This window comes from Allostigmatella hybrida (assembly GCF_020103775.1).
In the GTDB taxonomy this organism is placed as follows: Bacteria; Myxococcota; Myxococcia; order Myxococcales; family Myxococcaceae; genus Hyalangium; species Hyalangium aurantiaca.
On the sequence record NZ_JAHXBH010000025.1, the window covers coordinates 70830 to 89909 of the forward strand.

A 19080-nucleotide genomic window follows, 5' to 3' on the forward strand; every position below is an offset into this window, starting at 1 on the left:
TCTATAAAACAAGAGAAAGCAGGAAGTGAGCGCCCTGCGCATTCCCGAGGGAATAGAGCCCTGTTGCCGCGACTCAAGGAGGTCCCCGCGACTGGAGAGGTATGATGGCCTTCGATGCAGTCCTTGAGCGGTTCGTAAAAAACAGCCCTGTCAGTGTCATGGCACGGCTAGTGCTGCAGCGTGCCGTCAGCGCCGAGTGGATGGACTCATTGTTCGAGGCGCATCGGCAGCAGCAGTACACCCGGGAGTTGCTGTTCTCCACCGTGGTGGAGCTGATGTCGGTGGTGGCCATGGGACTGCGTCCCTCGCTGCATGCAGCCGCCAAAGCCAGCGAGGTGGGATCCTCGGTGGCTGCGCTCTACGAGAAGGTCAATCGCATGGAGCCGGGGCTGGTGCGCGCTCTGGTCCGTGGCAGCGCGCAGCGCCTGGAGCCTGTGGTCCAGCCGCTGCGGACAGGTGAACAGCCTTGGGCAGAGGGCTATCGGGTCCGGAGCATGGACGGCAATCATCTGCCTGCCAGTGAGAAGAGGCTCAAGCCACTGCGTGAGTTTCGAGGCGCTGCCCTGCCCGGACACTCGCTGGTGGTATACGCCCCAGAGCAGGGCTTGGTAGTGGACATGGTGCCGTGTGAGGACGCGTGCGCTCGCTCGGGTTGGCTTGTCGCTGGTCTACTTACCGGCCTACTCACCACAGCTCAACGAAGTAGAGCCCGTTTTTGGCGTCATCAAGGGCCACGAGATGCCCGAGCGGAGCTACGCGACGCCCTCTGCACTGATGGCGGCAGCACGCCGGGCCTTCCGGCACTACCGCCATCAGCTCACCTCTCGCAGGTGATCAACATCTATGTCCGGGAGCTTAGTGAGGTGGGTACCGCTGAGGATGTGGAACTGCTCTCGGACGTCCTGACCGTCTTCCGGCGCGAGGTTCTCGCCCTGCAGCGTCGGAGGGCACGGCGGCAGGGGCCTGCGAGGCGGGTAGGTTGTTGCCGTGTCTTTCGTCCCGTTCTTTGGCTCGGCCCTGCAAATGACTCCTCATCGAGTTACTGGACGACAGAAGCACAGACCATTCCTATTACATATGGTACAGTGAGCAAAACCCTCACCCACACACTTATCATTAACAGACCAAGCATAAAAATATGCCTGACTTAAAATCCACCAAGGCAGTCGGCGATAGTTTTGCCCACAGAGTCGCCAATACTTACAGAGAGTTAGGATTTATTGACGTCCAAGAAGATGTAAACCTTGCGGGCCATGCTGTAGACATTATTGCCAAACGTCATACTCCTGGCATCGGCTTGATTACAGTTGGAATCGAGTGCAAAACCAGCATCTCTAATGGAAGTAGACCTATCGGAAAAGACCAAGCTCTCAAATGGGCGAACGAAGTGACTGACTTGAGGCGGGCGGGAAAAATCCAAGTCGCCACCATGATTGCCAGCCAAGGATTTACTCGACAAGCCAAGGAAATCTTAGCATCCAATCACATCAATTCCTTATCTTTCGAGGAACTAACCGCATCTGCCATAGATTTCACACCATTCACAGATCGCTACATTAGAGAATACGAGAATTGGGGAAACCACCCTCTCAATGGCTTTCTGATCCAGGCCTTAGCATCAAGTAACCTTGGCGAGATTTTCACACAGCGCTCTGCCGTGCTCGACCCAAGCGGCGTCCGAACCGTCATTAACGATTTGGATGAGTATTTCGTCGGCCCCAAAGGGCCGGATAGCAAATTCCTAGCCAAAGGATGGGTCACCCAAAGATCTTTTGACTCTCCTAGATGCATTGCCCTACTAGCCGACTTCGGAATGGGAAAGACGAGCTACCTGCTGCATCTAACATATATTCTATGTAAGCTATGGAGCCACGATAAATCATGGCCCATTCCAGTGTTTGTTCCGCTTGGCAAATTCCCAGAGCCCTCAGATGTCAAACAGATTTTAGCAAACACGCTTTTTAGCTATGGTGTCTCACTTCCTAGCATAGAGAGCCTACTGCGATTGGTCCACGCAGGAAAAGTCATACCCATCTTTGATGGCGTTGACGAGACTTTGACTCGCGGAAACTTTTCAGTTGTCAGAAGCCGATTTGAAGCCCTTGGGGCTATCGCCCAAGAGGACGCCCGGTGCATCGTCTCATGTCGCTTGGCCCTCTTCCGGAACGACGCCGAAATGGAAAGGGCCCGTATCGGATATTTTGCCAAATCTCATGGCCTACCGGGAGCACAGTCTGCGACTCAAGGATATAGAGCAATCCAACTCCAGGAATTTACCGAAAAACAAGTCGAAACGTTCCTTCGCAAGTCAAACCCTGAAGGCGCTCAGGTTGTACTCAACCTTCTGAAAACCAACGAATCTCTTGCAGAACTCAGCGCAACCCCAGTATTTCTGGACATGATTTCCAGATCTGCACCAAGCCTCAAAACCAAGAGCAAAATAAAAATTAGCTCACTGTACGAAATATACGCAGACCATTGGATATATCGCGAAGACAAACTTAACAACAGCTTGTCACCAAAATCAAAACTAATACTGCTTGAAGAATTGGCATACACTGTCGGAGAGCGACGCCCTGCAGCAATGCGGGTCGGCGAATTACGAGACTTCATACTGACTCAGAAAGAGTCCGGAGAAGTCGACCAAGAGTTCGAGTTGGAGGATCTCGACTGGATTGAGCATGACATGCGAACGTGTGCATTCCTTACTAGAGACGCAGAGGGGAATTACGGGTTCGCTCATCGTTCATTTCAATCTTATTTCCTCGCTCGGCGACAATTCAGAAAGTTAAGCGCCGCGCAAGATCCTGATTCAGTAGGCGATGCAATCGGAGACATCGCCATTGGTGAACTGGTAACAATAAACCTCAGCATGGTCACTAGCCACTGGGCTTTTCTAGAGGAAATGGTGTCCCAAGAACTGATTCACAAGGCCCTTAATGTTTGCCGTGGAGCCACTACGCAAAATGTAGGCTATGCCTGCACGAATCTAGTATCACTGCAGATGCGAGCCCTCCGTTCTATAGAAAAACTCGATAATCTTCCGTTGCCGAGTCTCTACTGTGAATCTTTGGACTTAAGTAGATTCAGTTTCAAGAACTGCGATCTCAGCGGCGCGCTGTTCCACAATTGCGTATTGGATAACGCAGATTTTTCTGGCGCTAACCTTGACGGTGCTTATATAGAAGCGTGCTGGTTGAATGACACTGTCTTCAACGATTCGAAACTCGATCAATGCAAAGTAATCCCTGGCATAAGAACTCACGCCATCTGTGCAACCAAAGACTGGGTTGCCCTTGGCGGCCCAGGAGGCCAGATACAAGTATTCAAAGATGGAAAATTCACTCGCCTGCTTAGAAGCCACGGAGATATTGTCACGAGTCTTTCGATGTCCTCATCCAAGCTAGCATCAGGGGGGTATGCCGACAGAACAGTGGTCGTGACAGATTTGGCATCAGGCAAGGAGTTATTCAGGAAAACGCACCGAGAATTGGCTAATATTGAGTCTGTGCATTTTAGTCCTGACGGCGAAAAACTTTTCTTCTCAGAACACTTCGGCACGGTTTTTGTCCTTGAGACGAAAAACTGGGCTCGCCTCTGGTCGAAGAAGTTCGACCAGAAATTGGAATGCTCTTACTTAATCAACAATCAGTTAGTACTATTTCATATGAAATCGGTACAAATCATCAACGCAGAGACCGGCGATGCGGTACGCGAATTCGATATCCCTGAAGACTATGGTAGAGAGCATGCCGTATCCCAAAGATACTTGGCACTTTCCTACTTGCCTTCTGAAGAGGCCACCTACAAAGTCTTGATGCTTGACTTATCTACTGGCAACAAGATTTCAGAATGGGATTGCCCCTACGGATTACTTGTGTCAAATCTTGTGTTTTGCAACGATAGGCTTTTTATTGCTACCGAGCAGGACTTCACGACACGAATTGATGGTGACACATATCGAATATTTCATGGAGCAATAGCTTCTGCTCGAGCAAAACTCAAGCCGGAAGAGGTGCCAGCGCCAGCACTGTATATCGCATCGCTCAGTACTGGCTCGGTCAAAATTGAGGCGGCTGTCAATGAGTTTGTAGTCGCCATGACAAACTTTGACGGCTCCGTCTTGGCAGCAACTTGTGATGGTAGAGTCTTGAGTATATCTGGGGAAGACCTGAGCCATTCCATGCTACTGACTGCCGGAGCGTTTGCCTCAAACCTCTCTCTTGATCGAGCTAAGGGTTCGAGAGAGTTCGTTGCTGCTCTGCGAATCAATAACCTGGGATGCAGTTAGGAGGCCGGAGGAAATAACTTTTCCGACTTGGACGAGAAACTCGCTCATTCTCGCTCGGGGATGCGATTCCTCTCAGAAAAACTTATTTCTTCCTGCCTCCTTAGCATGATTGGCCGGAGGGCTGCTCCTATGTGAGGAGAGTGGCCGCCTTAAGAAGCTGAGGATCCCCTAATATTACCCGGTCATACCAGGGCACCCCTCCGAGGGAATCGCCCCTCTAGAGTTCGCTGGTATCCCGGCCGCGCCCTGGGGATGGGCATTCCGAAGACGGGCTCGGTCGGCTCCTGAATAACAAGCAGGTCAATGCCGCGAAGCTGCTGAAACCCCACTGCACGCAGAGCCGTGAGCGCGTGAAGTCGAGCGCTGAGCAGGTGGTGGTCGTCGCGCACGACACGACCGGATTTAAGTATGCAGGAGCGGGCCGCAAAGGGCTCGGACGAATGCTGCGAAGCTGCGGTGACTGGCGGCTCGGGACGGGCCCCTTGGGCCGACTGCTCGGGGCGAACGGGCGGACCGGCGCCGTGGAGGCGGCGCGCTTCCTTCCAATGACCGTCCTCTTGAAGGACGGGAGATCCACCTACTACGTGGACAACAACTCGCTGGATTTCGATTGGCACTCGGGCAAGGCGAAGATCAGCTGTCCGCGGGGCTATCGCGTGGTGGGGGTGAGCGCGAACTTCTCCCTGCTCTGCACCAGCGCGGGAGCCGTTCCCGCGCAGCAGGGCACGGGCAGCTACCAGACGGTCTCCCAGGAAGTCTCTCCGCTGCGCTACCCGGGTGACTGGGCCCCCCAGAGCATCAAGTTCGAGTGCCCCACGGGCTCCTACGCCGTAGGCCTCTCCACGGCGAACCCGTACTGGCTCGAGCTGGCGGGCCTGCTCTGCGAGCAGAACACCGGTGGCCTCCCCCTCAACGGCAGATCGGCGAAGAACTTCTGGGGAGGAGACCAGCGCGCATCGCTCTCGGGAGGCGACTGGAGCGTGAGCCAGTACAAGGGGCAGTGCGCCGACAACCAATACCTCATCGGGTTGGCGCATCGCCGGAGCGGGCTCGCGGACTCCCCGTCGGTGGCGCTCTGCTCCAACTGACTGGAAGCCGCACGGGCCGCACATGGGGCGCCCTTGATTTCACCACGCGTCCTGTTCGGGATGCGGCCTCCGGGCCGCATGCCTCTTTCTTGACATCTGATAGGAACGTCTCTAAAGGTCCTGATATTGAGAATGCGTATCGATTTCACAACTGGGCTCCGGCCCAGTGGGGAATCGGCGTCGTTCTCCATTCCCTCCCTTTTCCAAGAGGCCCCTCGCTGATGAAGCACACGTTTGCCTTGCGTTCCCTGCGCCTGCCCGCTGCGGCGCTCACGCTGTCGTTGTTCGTGGGTTGTGGAGACTCGGAGGACGAGAAGAACGAGACCCCCGCGCCGCTGTACGCCATCACCACGCAGTTGCTCACGGCGGACCCCACCGAGAGCTACGTCGTGGTGACGCCGCACGCGGAGCAGGCCGCGACGCTGTCGCTGGAAGGCGCCGTCAAGGTACCCGGCCGCGCCCTGGGCGTGGGCATTCCCAAGACGGGCGCCGTCTACGTGGTGACCGACGAGAGCGCCACGGTGACGCGCTACACCCTCACCTCCACCAACACGCTGGAGAAGGCCGGCACCGTCGACTTCGCCGCCCAGGGCGTGACGTCGCTGGGCGAGTACCAGGCCAACTTCCAGTTCGTCTCGGAGACGAAGGCGTACTTCTTCGACGGCCTCACCGCGCAGGTCATCATCTGGAACCCCACGGCGATGACCGTCACGGGCACCATCCCGCTGGACGCGCTGGTCATCCCGGAAACGGTCCTCGCCTTCTCGGGCGCCGTCGTCCACACCGGCGGGCAGATCATCATGCCGGTGGGCTGGCGGCCGGTGGCGGGCGTCAACGTGACGAAGAAGGCGGGCGTGGTCGCCATCGACACGGCGACGGACACGGCCACCCTCGCGGAGGATGACCGGTGCGGCTACACGCACGACGCCGCGCTGGGCCTCGACGGCAAGGTGTACATCGCGACGGAGGCCTACGGCGCGGCGGTGCGCCGGGTGGTGGGCGAGGAGGCACCGGAGCCGTGCCTGCTCAAGTACGATCCCCAGACGCGCGCCTTCGATCCCAGCTTCTACCGGGCGCTGGACTCGCTGGTGGGCGGAGGCACGGCGGGCGCGCTCATCCCGGGCGCGCAGGGCACTGCGTACGTGCGGGTGCTGGATGAGAGCATCGCCCCGGTGAACGAGGGCACCCATCCGCGCACCGTGGCGAGCGGCACCGGCTGGCAGTGGTGGGAGCTGAAGCTCGACACGCTGACGGCGACGCGCCGGACGGACCTCCCGTCCACCTCCGGCAGCATCTTCCTGTTCGAGTCGGAGAAGCAGACGCTCTACACCGAGTTCGGCGCGGGCGCCGCGTCCACCACCTTCCGCGTGCTGGGCGACAGCGGCAAGGCGACGGTGACGACGCAGGGGCTGTCCTTCTCGTTCCTCCAGCTGCGTTAGCCGCGGCCTTCACCGGGTTCAAGACCATGCACACCAAGTCAATGCAGCACCTGTTGAGCGGCGCGGGCGTGTTCGCCGCCGCGCTCCTGACGGCGGCTCCCGCCTTCGCCACCAGCACAGGCGTCACCGGCCAGTCCGGCAAGGACGGGGTGACGTGCAGCACGTGTCACAAGGGGGGCGTGATGCCCACCGTCACGTTCGAGGGGCCCACGGAGCTGGCGCCCGGGGCCACCGGCCAGTACAGCTTTGTCATCCGCGGGGGCGCCGCGCAGACGGGCGGCGTGGGCATCGCCGTGGACGATGCGACGGCCGGGCTTCAGGCCGGCGCCGGCCTGAAGAAGCTGGGCAGCGAGCTGACCCACACCGCGCCCCAGCCCTTCACCGGCACGGAGCTGCGCTTCAGCTTCACCCTGGTCGCACCCGCCAAGGACAGCACGCTCACGCTCTTCGGCGCGGGCAACTCGTCCAACGGGGACCAGACCAGTGAGGGGGACCGCGCTGCGGCCACGACCCTGAAAGTGAAGGTGGGCAACGGCACGCCCCCCGTGGAGGAGCCGCCCCCGGAGGAGGAGGACAAGGACGAGGGCGGAGGCTGTACTGCCGCCAGCGGCGCGCCCTTGTGGGCGCTGGGGCTGGCGGGCCTGTCCCTGGCCCTGCGCCGCCGCCGCAACGGCTGAAGTCCGTAGAACGCCTCTTCCCAGCGCACGTTGGGAAGAGGCTGCCGGGGCTCTTAAACTTCCTGAAACTTCGGCCCGGTGGCGCCCAGATGCTCCAGGGCGTCTTTGATGTCCTCGCGGACAATCAGCGCGATAGACCATCCCCAGGGGCGGAAAATCTTGGCGTCACCAACCTGTGACGGGTCGATGCGCATTCCCCGCACATCCCGGTACTTCCCCACTTTCTCGGGCCGTCCGTCTTCTGGAGTCCATCTCCTGACGTGCCTGGATGCTCTCTCGTCGATGCACTGAACGAGCTGGGTGGCCACAAGAATGAAAAACGGCTCGGACTGGCCCTCAATCTCCACGGGCAGGATTTGCACTGCCTCGGGAGCAAGTTCCGAGAAGACAGCAGCCACTCGGGCGTGAACCACGGGGGCCGCGAATGCCGCGCGTGAGAAATCGAGTGCCCTGCCGGGAACGTTGATCGGGAGCTTCAAGGGTCCTAGGTCCGGGAGCCGCTCGCCCCGGTAGAACATCCATGGGTCGTCCACCTCCTGGCCTTGAACGTCCGTGGGCGTACCGAGCAACCACCGTCCCTGAATGGTCATGTCGTCGGTCAGATCGAAGTACCGCCTTGCCATGCGGTTCATTGTGGCGGCCCTAGGTGCCGGTCACCAGGCTCCTGCTCAGTGGGGCACCTGCTCATCAAGATGCCCGTATTCCGTCAGAGCCAAGCAACTCGCAGCCAATCGCCGGAATTCTGGTCAGTTGGGCATGGCGTGGATGTCGCCGCCGATATGATGCGGAGACACCTCTGATCCCACCTCTTGGAGGCATGACCGATGGCCGAACAGCACGCGTACTTCATCCGCACGGAAGACGGCCGATTCCTTCCGCAGCGCCCCTGTGCCGGCGCGTGGAACACAGAAGAGCTGCACATCAGCCCCGTCAATGGGCTGCTCCTGCATGAGCTGCAGCGCTGGCTCGCCGGCCGCCCGGGTGTCGGCAAGCTCGTGACGCGCATCAGCTACGACTACCTCGGCGTTCTGGACTTCACCGAGTGTGACGTGACGTTCGAGATGCTGCGTCCCGGCCGCGCCATCGACCTCGTCGAAGGGATCCTCTCCCAGCATGGCCGTCCAGTGCTCCGCGCACGCGTATGGCTACTCTCGGCCCATGACACGTCCGAGGTCGAGGGCGGCGCCCGGGAGCCCTTGCTCCCCCCCGAGGACGGCCGTGCGTTCGATCTCACCCGCCAGTGGCCGGGGGACTACATCCAATCGATCGACGTGCGCGTCATCGAGGGTCCGGCCCCAGGCCGGACCACGGCGTGGATCACCACGCCGCTGGCGATCGTCGAGGGTGAGCCCGTGAGCGACCTCGCTCGCTTCGCGCTGCTCGCGGACACAGCCAACGGGATCGCCGTCCGGCAACGGCCAGACGAGTGGCAGTTTCCGAACGTCGACCTCACCATTCACGTGTTTCGCCAGCCGGCCGGAACCTGGATCGGCTTTGACACGCGCGTCATCTTCGGCCCCACGGGCCACGGCCTCACGAGCACTGACCTCTTCGACATCCACGGGCAGGTGGGCCGGGCCGAGCAGATCCTGCTCGTCCGGCGCCGATAGCGAAAGCGTGGGCGATTTCCGGAGCCGATGGGTTCTCCGGCCAGCCCCAAGCACCTCATGGCGCCGGGAGGAAGCGCCGCTCCCACCGGTCCAGACTCACCGCCACGCTCACGCGCATCTGTGCGGTGAGGGCCTGCGAGAGTTGATACCGGATGTCCTTCAGCTGAAGCAGTCCGGGGCCGGTGGCCGCATCGTTTGTCTGCCGCAGCCAGGCTTCACAGTCCTTGATCCGCCGTGCGAGAGCCTCTCGATCGAGGCTCTGACCGTAAGAAGGAGGGAGCCGCACAGGGGCTGAGGACGATGGAAGCGGTGCAGCCCGCTGCGGGGGGGACACGACAACGGGAGCAGAAGGTTCCGCAGGAGGAAAATACCGGCTCTCCCACCGGTCCAGCTTCACCGCCACACTTGAGCGCGTCTGCACCGAGCGGGCCGCCCCAAGCTCCGTCCGAAGATCCCTCAGTTGCGCCCCCGCTGCCGCTGGGATGGCCGGCTCGCGCGGCTCACGCAGACGTGCTTAGAAATCGGCGAGCCGCCGTGCCAGCGCATTGCGCTCGCTGCTGTTCGGCTGCTGCAGCACAGCCTCGACAGCGCTGGCCGGAGCAGCACTGGCGGGGGCCGGAGCGGTGCTGGCAAGGGCCGGGGGGGCCTGCACCGGGGCTGACGGTGGACTGGCGACCCAAGCGGGCGAAGGCTCCGGCTTATCCTCCGCAGGAGCCGGTGGAAGCGATGGGGTGACCCGCGCCAGATCCCGCTGGGCCTCCTGGCGCGCGGCCTCGAATTGCTTCTGGATCTTGGGGGAGACAACCAACGGCAGTGTGGCTCCGGGCAGCAGATTCAGCGAGGCCTGGAAGGCAGCGGCGGCCTCTTCCATCCGTCCCAGCTCAGCCAGAATGACGCCCTCATACAGCAGGATGGAGGAGAACTCGTCCTGGGTGCGCGCGCGGCGCTGAGCCCGGTCGAGTTCCTCCATGGCGCGCTCATATTCGAGCTCCTCGTAGAAGCGCCGTGCCGCGTCGATGTGAGACTGTGCCGTATCCTTGCCCTGAGCCAAAACCACCAGCGGCAGGACCAGCAGGAGCAATCCCGAGACAACGCCGCACAACTTCCACCGAGCATCCCAACGTCGCATGGGGTTCTCGTACTGCCAGGCACTCATGACCGCAAGTCTCGGCCTGGCAGCGCGATAGGGACGCCCCGCTTCAAGGCTACTTGGACTCCAGCGTCTTGCGCTCCTTCACACAGACCTGGAGCAGCTCGACCAGGCTCATGTTGGCGCCGCCCACTGCGAACTTGTAGTCCTTGAACTCCGGATACCGGTTCTCGAGGATGCGCCCTTCCACGACGCACTCGTTGAGCTGGGTGAGCGCATCGTTCTTGCGCGACTTGGAGAGGTGCGCCCTGGCCAGCTCGTAGGCCTTCTTCGGACCTTCATCGAAGCGAAGCTGCGCGTCGGCCTTCTTTTGTGGCTCCTGCAGCGCCGCCGCCTGCTGGGCGCACTGAGCCATCACCTCTTCCGGCTTGACCGGCTGACCGCCGACGAGCACGTCGACCGTGACGAGCCGGGCGTTCTCCTTCAACATCCGGGCGCCCTCCTCCTGGCAGGCCTTGAGCTTCTCCACCGCGCTCGCGTACAGCTCCTTCCGCTTGCGCAGGTCCGAAGCGGAGGCGGCCTTCTGCGAGGCCGCGCTGGCGGCGGCCAGGGCCTCACCGGTCGTCCGGCGCAATGTCCGCGCCTGCTTCGAGGCCTCCAGCGCCTCCACCAACTTCAGCAGCTCATTGCGCGTCCGCTCCGCGTACGAGGCGTAACCGGCGTCTTGCCGCTCCAGCTCCGCGCGCGTCTCGATCGCCTGCATGAGCTCTTCCACGCTCTTCGATGCGGCCTCGATGTCGGCATCGGTCGAGGAGACGGACGTCGTGGCCTCCAGCTTCTCCTTCGCCACGTGCACCCGCTCGGCGAGCACCCCGCGGGAGTCCGCCGCGGACAGCACGATCTTCCGCCGGGCGATGCGGTCGTTCAGCTCCGCCATCCGCTCCTTCGTCTCCTTGGCGTACAGCGCGTAGTCCCGGTCCTTCTTGACGAACTGGGCGCCAGCGTCCAGCACCGCGCCGATCTGCTTGACCGCGTTCTCCGCCTCCTGCAGCTGCGCCTCGGTGGGCTTGTCCTTCTGGATCTGGGTGACCAGGCCCGCCGCGTTCTTCCGCGCCTCATCGACCTTCGCGCGCTGCTGCTGCAGGTCGACCTCGTACCGGCGCTTGTCAATCGCCGCCCGGCCGTCCCTGAGCAGCTGACGCGCCTCAAGGGCGTGAGCGCTGATCGCGGGGTTCTTTGCGTGAACCGTCTCAAGCGTCTTCGCCAGGATGACCAGGGCCGTGTTCGCCTCCTCGAACTGCTCCGGGGCAGGCGACCGCTTCTCGAGATTGCGCAGGGCCTGCAGGACCTCGGCGCGTGCGGCCTCGAGGTTGCGGATCTGGAGCGCGACTTCCACCTCGACGAGCGTGTTCTTCACCTCGGTGAGGTACTGGCCGATCGCGCGATCCCGCGCGGCCTGTGGCTCGTACTTCTCCACCAGCTTCCGGACGACGAACGCCGCGGTCTTGGCCGCGGAGAGCTGCTCGGGCGCCGGCTTCCTCGCACGCAGCGCCTTGGCGGACGCGGTGAGCTCATCATAGGCAGGCCCCATCTCCTCCTTGACCCGCGAGACGCCCGCCGCCGCCACGAGCTCATCCAGCTTGCGCCTCGCCTGGGTGATCTCCGCCCGCGCCTTGTCCGCATCCCCGCGATAGGCATTGTCACGCGCCTCGAGCGGCTTGCCCTCGTCGAGCTGCTTCTGCAGCGCCGACACCGCCTTGTCGGCATCCGCGAACTTCTGGTCCGACCAGGTATTGCCCATCGCGGCCAGCGCGGAGGACAGGGACTTACGGCTGTCGTCCAGGAGTCCCCGCTGCTTCTGCGCCGACAGCTGCAACCACCGCTCGTCGATCGTCTTCTCGTGACGGGCGACGGCCGCGTCGACCTCGGTGAGGTACGTGGCGAACTTCGCGTCCTGCTTCGTCAGGGTCCGGCCCTCGTCCGCCACCTTCTTGATCGCCGCCACCGAGGCCCGGGCCTCGTCCAGTTCCTTGGAGCCCGCGTCCTTCCCCGCGACCTTCGCCACGCGCTCATTCAGGGACGCGAGCTCGGCGTCGATGCGCCGGCGGAACTCGTGGATGTGGACCTTGGCCCGGCGCTCGTCGACGTACTCGCGGTTCGTCCGGAGCTCCTTCCGGGCAGACAGGACGTTCTTGGCGTAGTCGAGATCCTCCGTCTCGAAGCTCGCTCCCGCGTCGAGCGCGTTCTTCAGCCCCTCTACCGCCGCGAGGGCGGCATCGAGGTCTGCGTTGGCCGGCGGATCCTTCTCGATCCGCTTCACGGCCGCCGAGAGGGCAGCGCGAGCACTCTCCAGTCTCTTCGAGGCCTCCGCAACGGACTTCGCGGCGCCAGCCTCTGGCGGTGCCGCCCCTGCGGCGGCGGGAGCGAAGAGGAACAGCCCAATGATCATCAGCACTGAAATGCGTACCATTCGGGCCACCGTACTATAGGGAAGCGAGGCAAGCCCCGGGAAATGCCGTCGAAAGCCCGCTTTCGGATTCTCCATGGCGGGAGGGAGCAGGAACGGGCCGGGTTCCGAACCCGGAGTGAAATCGAGCCGACAAATGGGCCCCCGGGCCGTGACGGATTCCGGTCCTACCGGACCTGCGACCGGCGCCACTCCGCAGCTGCGCTCACACTGGGGCTGGGTGGGTGATCCGCACGCATCACCAGGTGGTTTGAGCGGGTTTGTCGACGGAGGGTGCGGCTCTTACGTTTTCCTCGGCCCCCTTTGAATCAGGACGAAAGGAAGGAAGAAAACCATGCGTGAACGCATCATCACTCAACCCGACAACTACGAGCCTTTCCTGCTGTCGCAGGGCATCAAGTTCGGCAACCTCCTCTTCATCTCCGGCCAGGCCGGCGCGGGCGACGACGGAAAGATCGTGGACGGCGGCTTCCGTGCCCAGGGCGAGCAGGCCTTCGCCAATCTCCGCCGGGTGCTGGAGGCGGGCGGTTCGAGCTTGAAGGAGGTCATCAAGGTGACGATCTTCGTCACCGACATGGGCCACTTCCAAGAGGTGGTCGAGCTCCGCCGCAAGTTCTTCTCGCTGCCCTATCCCGCCGACACGATCGCCGAGGTCAAGGCGCTCTACGACCCGGCCGCCCTCATCGAGATCGAGGCGATCGCGGCCGTCCCCTCCCCGGGGAGCAAGTGACATGGCCACGGAACGGCTCTTTGCGCCCCTCGACGTGGGGCGTCAGGGCCGCCCATTCGCACCGAGCCTGCTAAGCAGCTTAATCACGGATTCATTGACACTGCCCTCCCAGGTACCGACAGTGGGGTGACCGGACCATCCGGCGCCGCACGTCTGCCCAGCGGCGGACGGACTGCACACCTACCCCTGAGGGCAGACACGGTGGAGCTCACTGCACGCAAGCCATGCCGAACCCGAGCCGCGCACACGGGCATCGACGCCCCACCCGCCCGGCCCTCTCGCGCCGTGCGTCCTCGATGCCTGAGCGTGCTGCGCGCCGCGGTGCTGTCGGGCCTCTGCCTCGTGGGGCTGCCGTCGCGCGCCGCCGTCGAGCCCCTCCTCGCAGACCGTACCGGCTCGATCGTCGGACTGGCCGGCAAGTGTGTCGATGTCGCGGCCTCCGGCACCGCGAACGGCACCGCCGTCCAGCTCTACACCTGCTCCACCGGGGTGGCCCAGACCTGGACGGTCCGTGACAACGGCACGATCCTCAACCCCCACTCGGGCAAGTGCCTGGATGTCACCGGGCAAGGCACGGCGAACGGGAGCCAGATCCAACTGTGGGACTGCAATGGGAGCGGCGCGCAGCAGTGGGTCTATGACGCGTCCGCGCAGACCCTGCGCAATCCCCAGTCGGGACGCTGCCTGGATGTGACCGGCGAGAGCTCCGCGGACCGGACCCGGCTGCAGCTCTGGGACTGCAACGGCCAAACCAATCAGAAGTGGCGGCTGCCCGGCGAGGACACCTCCTGCACCCGCTCCGTCGCCGCCGGTGACAGCACCCTCGGCGTCACCTTCAACGGGGTGCGCTACAACGTCCCCGTCTATGTCCCGAGCGGCGTTGCCGCCACCACCCGCCTGCCGCTCGTGCTGAACCTCCACGGGACGGGCAGCAGCGGCCCGGGGCAGATTGCATACAGCAACATCAAGGCCGCCGCGCAGACGAACACGTTCGCGGTCATCGCCCCCTCCGGTGCCATCGCCAGCAGCAGCGGGTTCGCGTGGAACGTTCCTGGCGTCACGGCCGGCCCCCGGGACGATGTCGCCTTCCTCGACCAGGTCATCACCACGATGGGCTCTGCGCTCTGCGGAGACCTCAACCGCGTCTTCGCCGCCGGCTTTTCGGGGGGCGCGCGGATGGCGTCCGCGTACGCCTGCGCACGCCCGGACCGGTTGGCGGGAATCGCGGCCATCGCGGGCCTCCGCGCCGGACGTCCTGATCCGGCGAACACGCGGCAACCGGATGCAGCGTCCTGCCGGCCGTCCAGCACGGTGCCGGTGATCGCCTTCCACGGGCAGCAGGACTCCACGAACCCCTACGATGGCGGCGGCAGCTCGGTGTGGCAGTACTCCGTGCCCGCGGCACAGCAGCGGTGGGCGGCGCTCAACGGCTGCGGCTCGACGCCGGTGACCACCCCCGTGTCGCCGCACGTCAGCAGGCTCACCTACTCGGGCTGCCGTGACGGCGCGGATGTCGTGCTCTACCGGATCTCCGATGGCGGACACACATGGCCGGGGACCCCACAGCCCTCGCCGGGCAACGGGAACACCACCCAGGAGATCGACGCCAACACCCTCTTCTGGAACTTCTTCGCCTCGCACTGACCCGCGGCTCAGCGCTCGGCGCTGACGAGCAGGGCGTCGAGCGCAGCGCGGCCGTAGACGCGGCCGTCGGAGATCACCGTCTCTATCGAGGCGCTGTTGGCGATGTCGTCGAGTGGGTTGGCGCGGAGCAGGAGCAGATCCGCTTCCTTGCCTGGGGAGATGCCGCCCAGCGTTGCCGTGCGCCGGAGATAGGCGGCCGGTACGGAAGTGGCTGCCCGCAGGGCCTCCATCGGGCTGAGGCCGGCCTGGACGAGGAGGCCGAGCTCGCGGTGCAGCGCAAAGCCGGGGACGATCATCGTGTCGTTCGCATCCGTCCCCGCCATGATGTTCACCCCTGCGCGGTGGGCGAGGCCGGTGAGGGTCAGGCCGTGGCGGAAGAAGCCCTGGCGAAGGGCCGTCAGCTCCGCCGGCGCGGCCGCGGTCTCGTCCAGGTCCGCCTGCCACTGGGCGTTCCGGGCGGGGAGGATGTAACGGCGCAGCGGCTGGTCACGATAGGCGGGCTCGGCCGCGCGTGCTTCCATCTCGCGGGTGACGTGGGTGGGCGTGACATAGAAGCCAGCCGCCGCGAGCAAGCGCATCCGCGAGGCGCACAGGGCCGGATCATACTCGGCGACGGTCCTCCGCATCCGCTCCGCATCGTCCGGGCGCTTCGCCCCAGGCTGCCGGTCGGCATAGGCACTGCCCATCCTGCGAAAGTCCTCGCCGTAGCGGCTGCAATCATAGAGCAGGTCGCGGGCATGCTCGATGGACCCGAAGCCCAAGCGGATGAGCTCATCCGTGTTGGCGGCGTAGGGCACGTGGCCAGAGACGGCGATGCCGAGGCTCCGCGCCTCGTCCATCATGGCGCGGAACACCTCGCCCGGAATGCTGTCGTGGGTCTTGATGAGACCGACGCCGCGCGCGTGCAGGTAACGCACGAGCTGGCGCCCTTCGGCGGGAGTCGACGGGGCGACATAGGAGGGCACTCCCGCCGGGAGTTGCACCCGGGCCGGGCCCATCACCATGGTGCTGGCCAGTGAGAGGAGCTCCGGCCCCGCCACCTCGCCCGCCTCGAGCTGCGCGGCCAGCCGCTGGTAGTCGCCAATGCAGCCCTCGGCCGCGCCGGCCAGCTCCCAGCAGTCGCCGGACATCTCGCGCACGCCGGTGACGCCATTGGCGAGCAGCAGGGCAAGGACCGGCGCGGCAGGCTCGGGGAGGAAGAGGTGGACGTGCATGTCCATGAGGCCAGGGACCAGGAACTTGCCGCTGCCATCGAGGGTGCGGGCGGCGCGGTACGGCGGGCGCTCGCCTTCGCGCACCACGGCAAGGATGCGGTCTTCGGCGACATAGACGGAGTGGTCCGGAAGCACGCTGCGCGTCTCCGGATCAATCACGGTGACATTCGCGATGCGCAGCGACGCTGCGGGCAACACACTCCTGGCAGGCAGGGACCGGCAGGCACCGAGCAAGGCGGTGCTGATCGCCAGGCTGATCTTGAGCAGGCTGCGCATCATCCCCTCCCATCGTGATGGTGCTACAGGGGTAGCACACTCAGGGCGGAACCACGCGCCTCCCCACGCTGTCAGGCCGCGATCTGGACCTTGGCCCGGCTCATCACGTGGTCCACCGCCGTCAGGTGCCAGGCCATCTGATCGATCCGGGCCAGGTTCTGGGGCTCGGCCTTCAGGGCGGCCATCACCTGGGACAGCGGCAGTCCGGCGGCGTTGGCCTCGTCCTGGATGAGCTTCTGCACCCGCTGCACCGTGGGGACCAGCTTGTCCCGCTTGCAGATGGCCCCCAGCGCCAGGGCGATGCGCAGCCGCAGCTCCACCTCGGCCCGCGTCTGCGGATCCTGCAGCCAGCCCTGGAGGGACGCGTCCCGGTGCGTCTCGTCGAAGCCCAGCTTGGTCAGGCTCTTGCCCTCGGTGGCGCTCCAGCGGCGGTGGATCTCCTCATCCACGAGGTGCGAGGGCACCTTCACCCGCGTGCGCCCCGCCACCGTGGCCAGCACCTGCCGCTGCACCTGGCTCAACAGCAGCTGCTTGGCCTCGGCCTCCATCTGGCGCACGACCTTCTTCATGGCCTCCGCCAGGCTGGCGGCGCCAAAGGCCTTCAGGAAGGCGGGGGAGTCCAGCTTGGGATACGTCACCTCGCGCGCGCCCCACAGCTGCACGACGAAGCGCGCGGGCGCCCCCCGCAGGGACTCGACGGGGTAGTCGGTGGGCAGGGTGATGTCCACGGCCACCTTCTCCCGGGGCGAGCGGCCCACCAGCGACTCGTAGAGCCCGGGCAGCAGGGGCTCGGCCTCCAGCCGCACCCACTCGCCGGTGCGCACGCTGAAGGGGATGAGCTGGCCCCGGCTGTAGCCGGCGATGTCGAACACCACCTCGTCGCCCCACGCCACCTTCTCGCTCGGGTAGCGGAGGCGCTCGGTGGCCAGCGCACGCGCCAGCTCCAGGAAGCGCGCCTGAACCTGCTCCGGGGTGAACGCCTCCGGAGGCGTGAGGGTGACGGACAGGTTCTCCAGTGAAGGGGCCTCCACCCGGGGAAGGGAGGTCAGCACCGATTCATCATCCTGCGGGAGCGACGACAGCAGCGGAATGGAGATGGAGTTCATGGGGTCACCCTGCGAAGCACGAAGAAGAAGGAGGAGGAACTACCAGCCCTTGAAGAAGTCCTTGACGCCCTCGCCCACCTTCTTGGCGGTATCCTTGATGCCCTCGCCCACCTTCTCGGCGGTGTCCTTGATGCCCTCGCCTACCTTCTCGGCGGTGTCCTTGACGCCCTCGCCCACCTTCTTGGCGACGTCCTTGATCTCGCCACCGAAGTTCTTCACCACCTCGCTCCCGAGGGAGACACCCGTCGAGATGGCGCCGCCCACCTGGGAGACGATGGGGATGTTGGTGGCGGCCAGCGCCGAGCCACCGGCGATGATGCCCGAGGTGACCTTGTCGCCCACGCTCGCCTTCGGGTCCTTGAACGTCTGGACGGCGTTGGCGATGTCCAGGCCCGCGATGGCGACGTTGGCGCCCGGGACGAACCGGCCGAGGGCCTTGCCGCCCGTCTTCAGCGCGCCCTTGGCCAGGTCATCGGCCTTGTTCGCGAAGGAGGAGGGCTTCACGTCCGGCGAGGAAGGCTTGGCGTCCGGGGCGGACGGCTTCGCCTCCGGCCCGTTGGGCTTGGAGGGGGACTGGGCCTGCGGAGCAGAAGGCTTGCCCTCCGGACCGGACGGCTTGCGCAGGTTGGCCAGGTCCGCCACCCCGCCCACCAGCTCGGCCGCGCCACCGGCCAGCTCGGCCGCGCCGAAGAACTGGCTCAGATCGCCGGCCGCGGGGTCGGCGTACGCTCCCTCCATGCCCGGGTCGGCGTAGGCGCCGTACTGGCTCGGGTCCGCGTACTCACCGTACTGGCTCGGGTCCGCGTACTCACCGTACTGGCTCGGGTCCGCGTACTGCTGGCCCAGCTGATCCGCGCTGTACGCGCCCGCCTCGACGTTGGCCGGGGACAGGGCCCCCTGAGAGTGGGCCATGCCCTGGAGCACATCGAGCTGCCGCGCGCCCGAGCCACCATTGAAAGCGCTGGCGACCTGGTTGGCGATGTTCATGGGCATCTGGGCCGCACCCGAGAGGGCCCCCGCGGCCGCGCCCTGCAGCCCGGCGAACTGCGCCAGCCCGCCCGAGGCGAGGCCCGCCACCTGCTGGAGACCCGCCTGGGCGGTGGCCAGGGCCTCCAGGGCGGTGCCGAGCGCGGCCTGCGCGCCCAGGACCTTCTGGCCCACGGCGCCGGCGGCGCCACCGAGCAGGGCGGGCATGCCCGAGGCCACCTTGGCCGCCGGGGCGAACGCCGTGAGGTCCTGCGGGTTCGCCACCATCCGCTTCGCGGACACCTCAGCGGGCAGGACGGTCTTCTGAGCCAGGGATTCCGAAGGGGCCGTGGCGGCCGTGGGGAGCAGGGGGCGGTTACCGGAGATGGCGGTGGTCATGGAGGTCTCTCAGCAAGGGGTCGGACAGGGCTAAAGCAGGCGGCGTGCCAGCCCTTCCGGTGGGCCTAAAGCGCCGGTTTCCC

General features: G+C 64.4%; 13 protein-coding genes and 1 pseudogene. 8 read left to right on the forward strand and 6 right to left on the reverse strand.

The window, feature by feature from the left end:
* Positions 1-158: 158 nt before the first annotated feature.
* The 5 genes and pseudogenes from KY661_RS28695 to KY661_RS28720 form a co-directional block, all read left to right on the forward strand.
* A pseudogene (locus KY661_RS28695) lies at positions 159-638 on the forward strand (IS4 family transposase); the annotation flags it as partial.
* Between the two features lie 500 nt (positions 639-1138).
* The gene (locus tag KY661_RS28705) at positions 1139-4291 is read left to right on the forward strand and encodes a pentapeptide repeat-containing protein (RefSeq protein WP_225413251.1); all 3153 of its coding nucleotides are present in this window, start codon (positions 1139-1141) and stop codon (positions 4289-4291) included.
* A gap of 482 nt (positions 4292-4773) precedes the next feature.
* On the forward strand, positions 4774-5379 hold the full coding sequence (locus tag KY661_RS28710) for a hypothetical protein (RefSeq protein WP_225413252.1): 606 nt from the start codon (positions 4774-4776) through the stop codon (positions 5377-5379).
* Between the two features lie 221 nt (positions 5380-5600).
* Positions 5601-6818 (forward strand): MxcI protein, encoded by a 1218-nt coding sequence (locus tag KY661_RS28715; protein ID WP_225413253.1) that lies wholly within the window; start codon positions 5601-5603, stop codon positions 6816-6818.
* A 26-nt stretch (positions 6819-6844) separates the two neighbouring features.
* The gene (locus tag KY661_RS28720) at positions 6845-7495 is read left to right on the forward strand and encodes an MXAN_6652 family MXYO-CTERM-anchored protein (RefSeq protein WP_225413254.1); all 651 of its coding nucleotides are present in this window, start codon (positions 6845-6847) and stop codon (positions 7493-7495) included.
* Positions 7496-7548: 53 nt separating this feature from the next.
* Here the strand turns inward: KY661_RS28720 and KY661_RS28725 are convergent, their stop codons facing one another.
* A complete protein-coding gene (locus tag KY661_RS28725) occupies positions 7549-8118 on the reverse strand; it encodes an imm11 family protein (protein ID WP_225413295.1) in 570 nt (189 codons plus the stop codon).
* 201 nt (positions 8119-8319) lie between these two features.
* Between KY661_RS28725 and KY661_RS28730 the strand changes: the two genes are divergently transcribed.
* Positions 8320-9105, forward strand: a complete 786-nt coding sequence (locus KY661_RS28730; RefSeq protein WP_225413255.1) for a thioesterase family protein — start codon at positions 8320-8322, stop codon at positions 9103-9105.
* A 514-nt stretch (positions 9106-9619) separates the two neighbouring features.
* On the opposite strand, the gene KY661_RS28735 is transcribed toward KY661_RS28730, so the two are convergent.
* On the reverse strand, positions 9620-10234 hold the full coding sequence (locus KY661_RS28735) for a tetratricopeptide repeat protein (protein WP_225413256.1): 615 nt from the start codon (positions 10232-10234) through the stop codon (positions 9620-9622).
* A gap of 76 nt (positions 10235-10310) precedes the next feature.
* A complete protein-coding gene (locus KY661_RS28740) occupies positions 10311-12665 on the reverse strand; it encodes a hypothetical protein (protein ID WP_225413257.1) in 2355 nt (784 codons plus the stop codon).
* A 331-nt stretch (positions 12666-12996) separates the two neighbouring features.
* Here KY661_RS28740 and KY661_RS28745 point away from each other — a divergent pair, with 331 nt between their 5' ends.
* Complete coding sequence (locus KY661_RS28745) at positions 12997-13392, forward strand: RidA family protein (RefSeq protein ID WP_225413258.1); 396 nt, start codon at positions 12997-12999, stop codon at positions 13390-13392.
* A 285-nt stretch (positions 13393-13677) separates the two neighbouring features.
* Positions 13678-15036 (forward strand): extracellular catalytic domain type 1 short-chain-length polyhydroxyalkanoate depolymerase, encoded by a 1359-nt coding sequence (locus KY661_RS28750; protein ID WP_225413259.1) that lies wholly within the window; start codon positions 13678-13680, stop codon positions 15034-15036.
* Positions 15037-15044: 8 nt separating this feature from the next.
* Here KY661_RS28750 and KY661_RS28755 read toward each other — a convergent pair whose 3' ends face one another.
* From KY661_RS28755 to KY661_RS28765, 3 genes are all read right to left on the reverse strand, one after another.
* A complete protein-coding gene (locus KY661_RS28755) occupies positions 15045-16445 on the reverse strand; it encodes an amidohydrolase family protein (protein WP_225413260.1) in 1401 nt (466 codons plus the stop codon).
* A 152-nt stretch (positions 16446-16597) separates the two neighbouring features.
* On the reverse strand, positions 16598-17632 hold the full coding sequence (locus KY661_RS28760; protein WP_225413261.1) for a trigger factor: 1035 nt from the start codon (positions 17630-17632) through the stop codon (positions 16598-16600).
* Between the two features lie 39 nt (positions 17633-17671).
* On the reverse strand, positions 17672-18997 hold the full coding sequence (locus tag KY661_RS28765; RefSeq protein WP_225413262.1) for a hypothetical protein: 1326 nt from the start codon (positions 18995-18997) through the stop codon (positions 17672-17674).
* Positions 18998-19080: the final 83 nt, after the last annotated feature.

Bases quoted from the DNA above. Each gene is read 5' to 3' on its own strand.
- KY661_RS28705 (WP_225413251.1), top strand. From the start codon at position 1,139: ATGCCTGACTTAAAATCCACCAAGGCAGTCGGCGATAGTTTTGCCCAC.
- KY661_RS28715 (WP_225413253.1), top strand. From the start codon at position 5,601: ATGAAGCACACGTTTGCCTTGCGTTCCCTGCGCCTGCCCGCTGCGGCG.
- KY661_RS28720 (WP_225413254.1), top strand. From the start codon at position 6,845: ATGCACACCAAGTCAATGCAGCACCTGTTGAGCGGCGCGGGCGTGTTC.
- KY661_RS28725 (WP_225413295.1), bottom strand. From the start codon at position 8,118: ATGGCAAGGCGGTACTTCGATCTGACCGACGACATGACCATTCAGGGA.
- KY661_RS28730 (WP_225413255.1), top strand. From the start codon at position 8,320: ATGGCCGAACAGCACGCGTACTTCATCCGCACGGAAGACGGCCGATTC.
- KY661_RS28735 (WP_225413256.1), bottom strand. From the start codon at position 10,234: ATGCGACGTTGGGATGCTCGGTGGAAGTTGTGCGGCGTTGTCTCGGGA.
- KY661_RS28740 (WP_225413257.1), bottom strand. From the start codon at position 12,665: ATGGTACGCATTTCAGTGCTGATGATCATTGGGCTGTTCCTCTTCGCT.
- KY661_RS28745 (WP_225413258.1), top strand. From the start codon at position 12,997: ATGCGTGAACGCATCATCACTCAACCCGACAACTACGAGCCTTTCCTG.
- KY661_RS28760 (WP_225413261.1), bottom strand. From the start codon at position 17,632: ATGAACTCCATCTCCATTCCGCTGCTGTCGTCGCTCCCGCAGGATGAT.
- KY661_RS28765 (WP_225413262.1), bottom strand. From the start codon at position 18,997: ATGACCACCGCCATCTCCGGTAACCGCCCCCTGCTCCCCACGGCCGCC.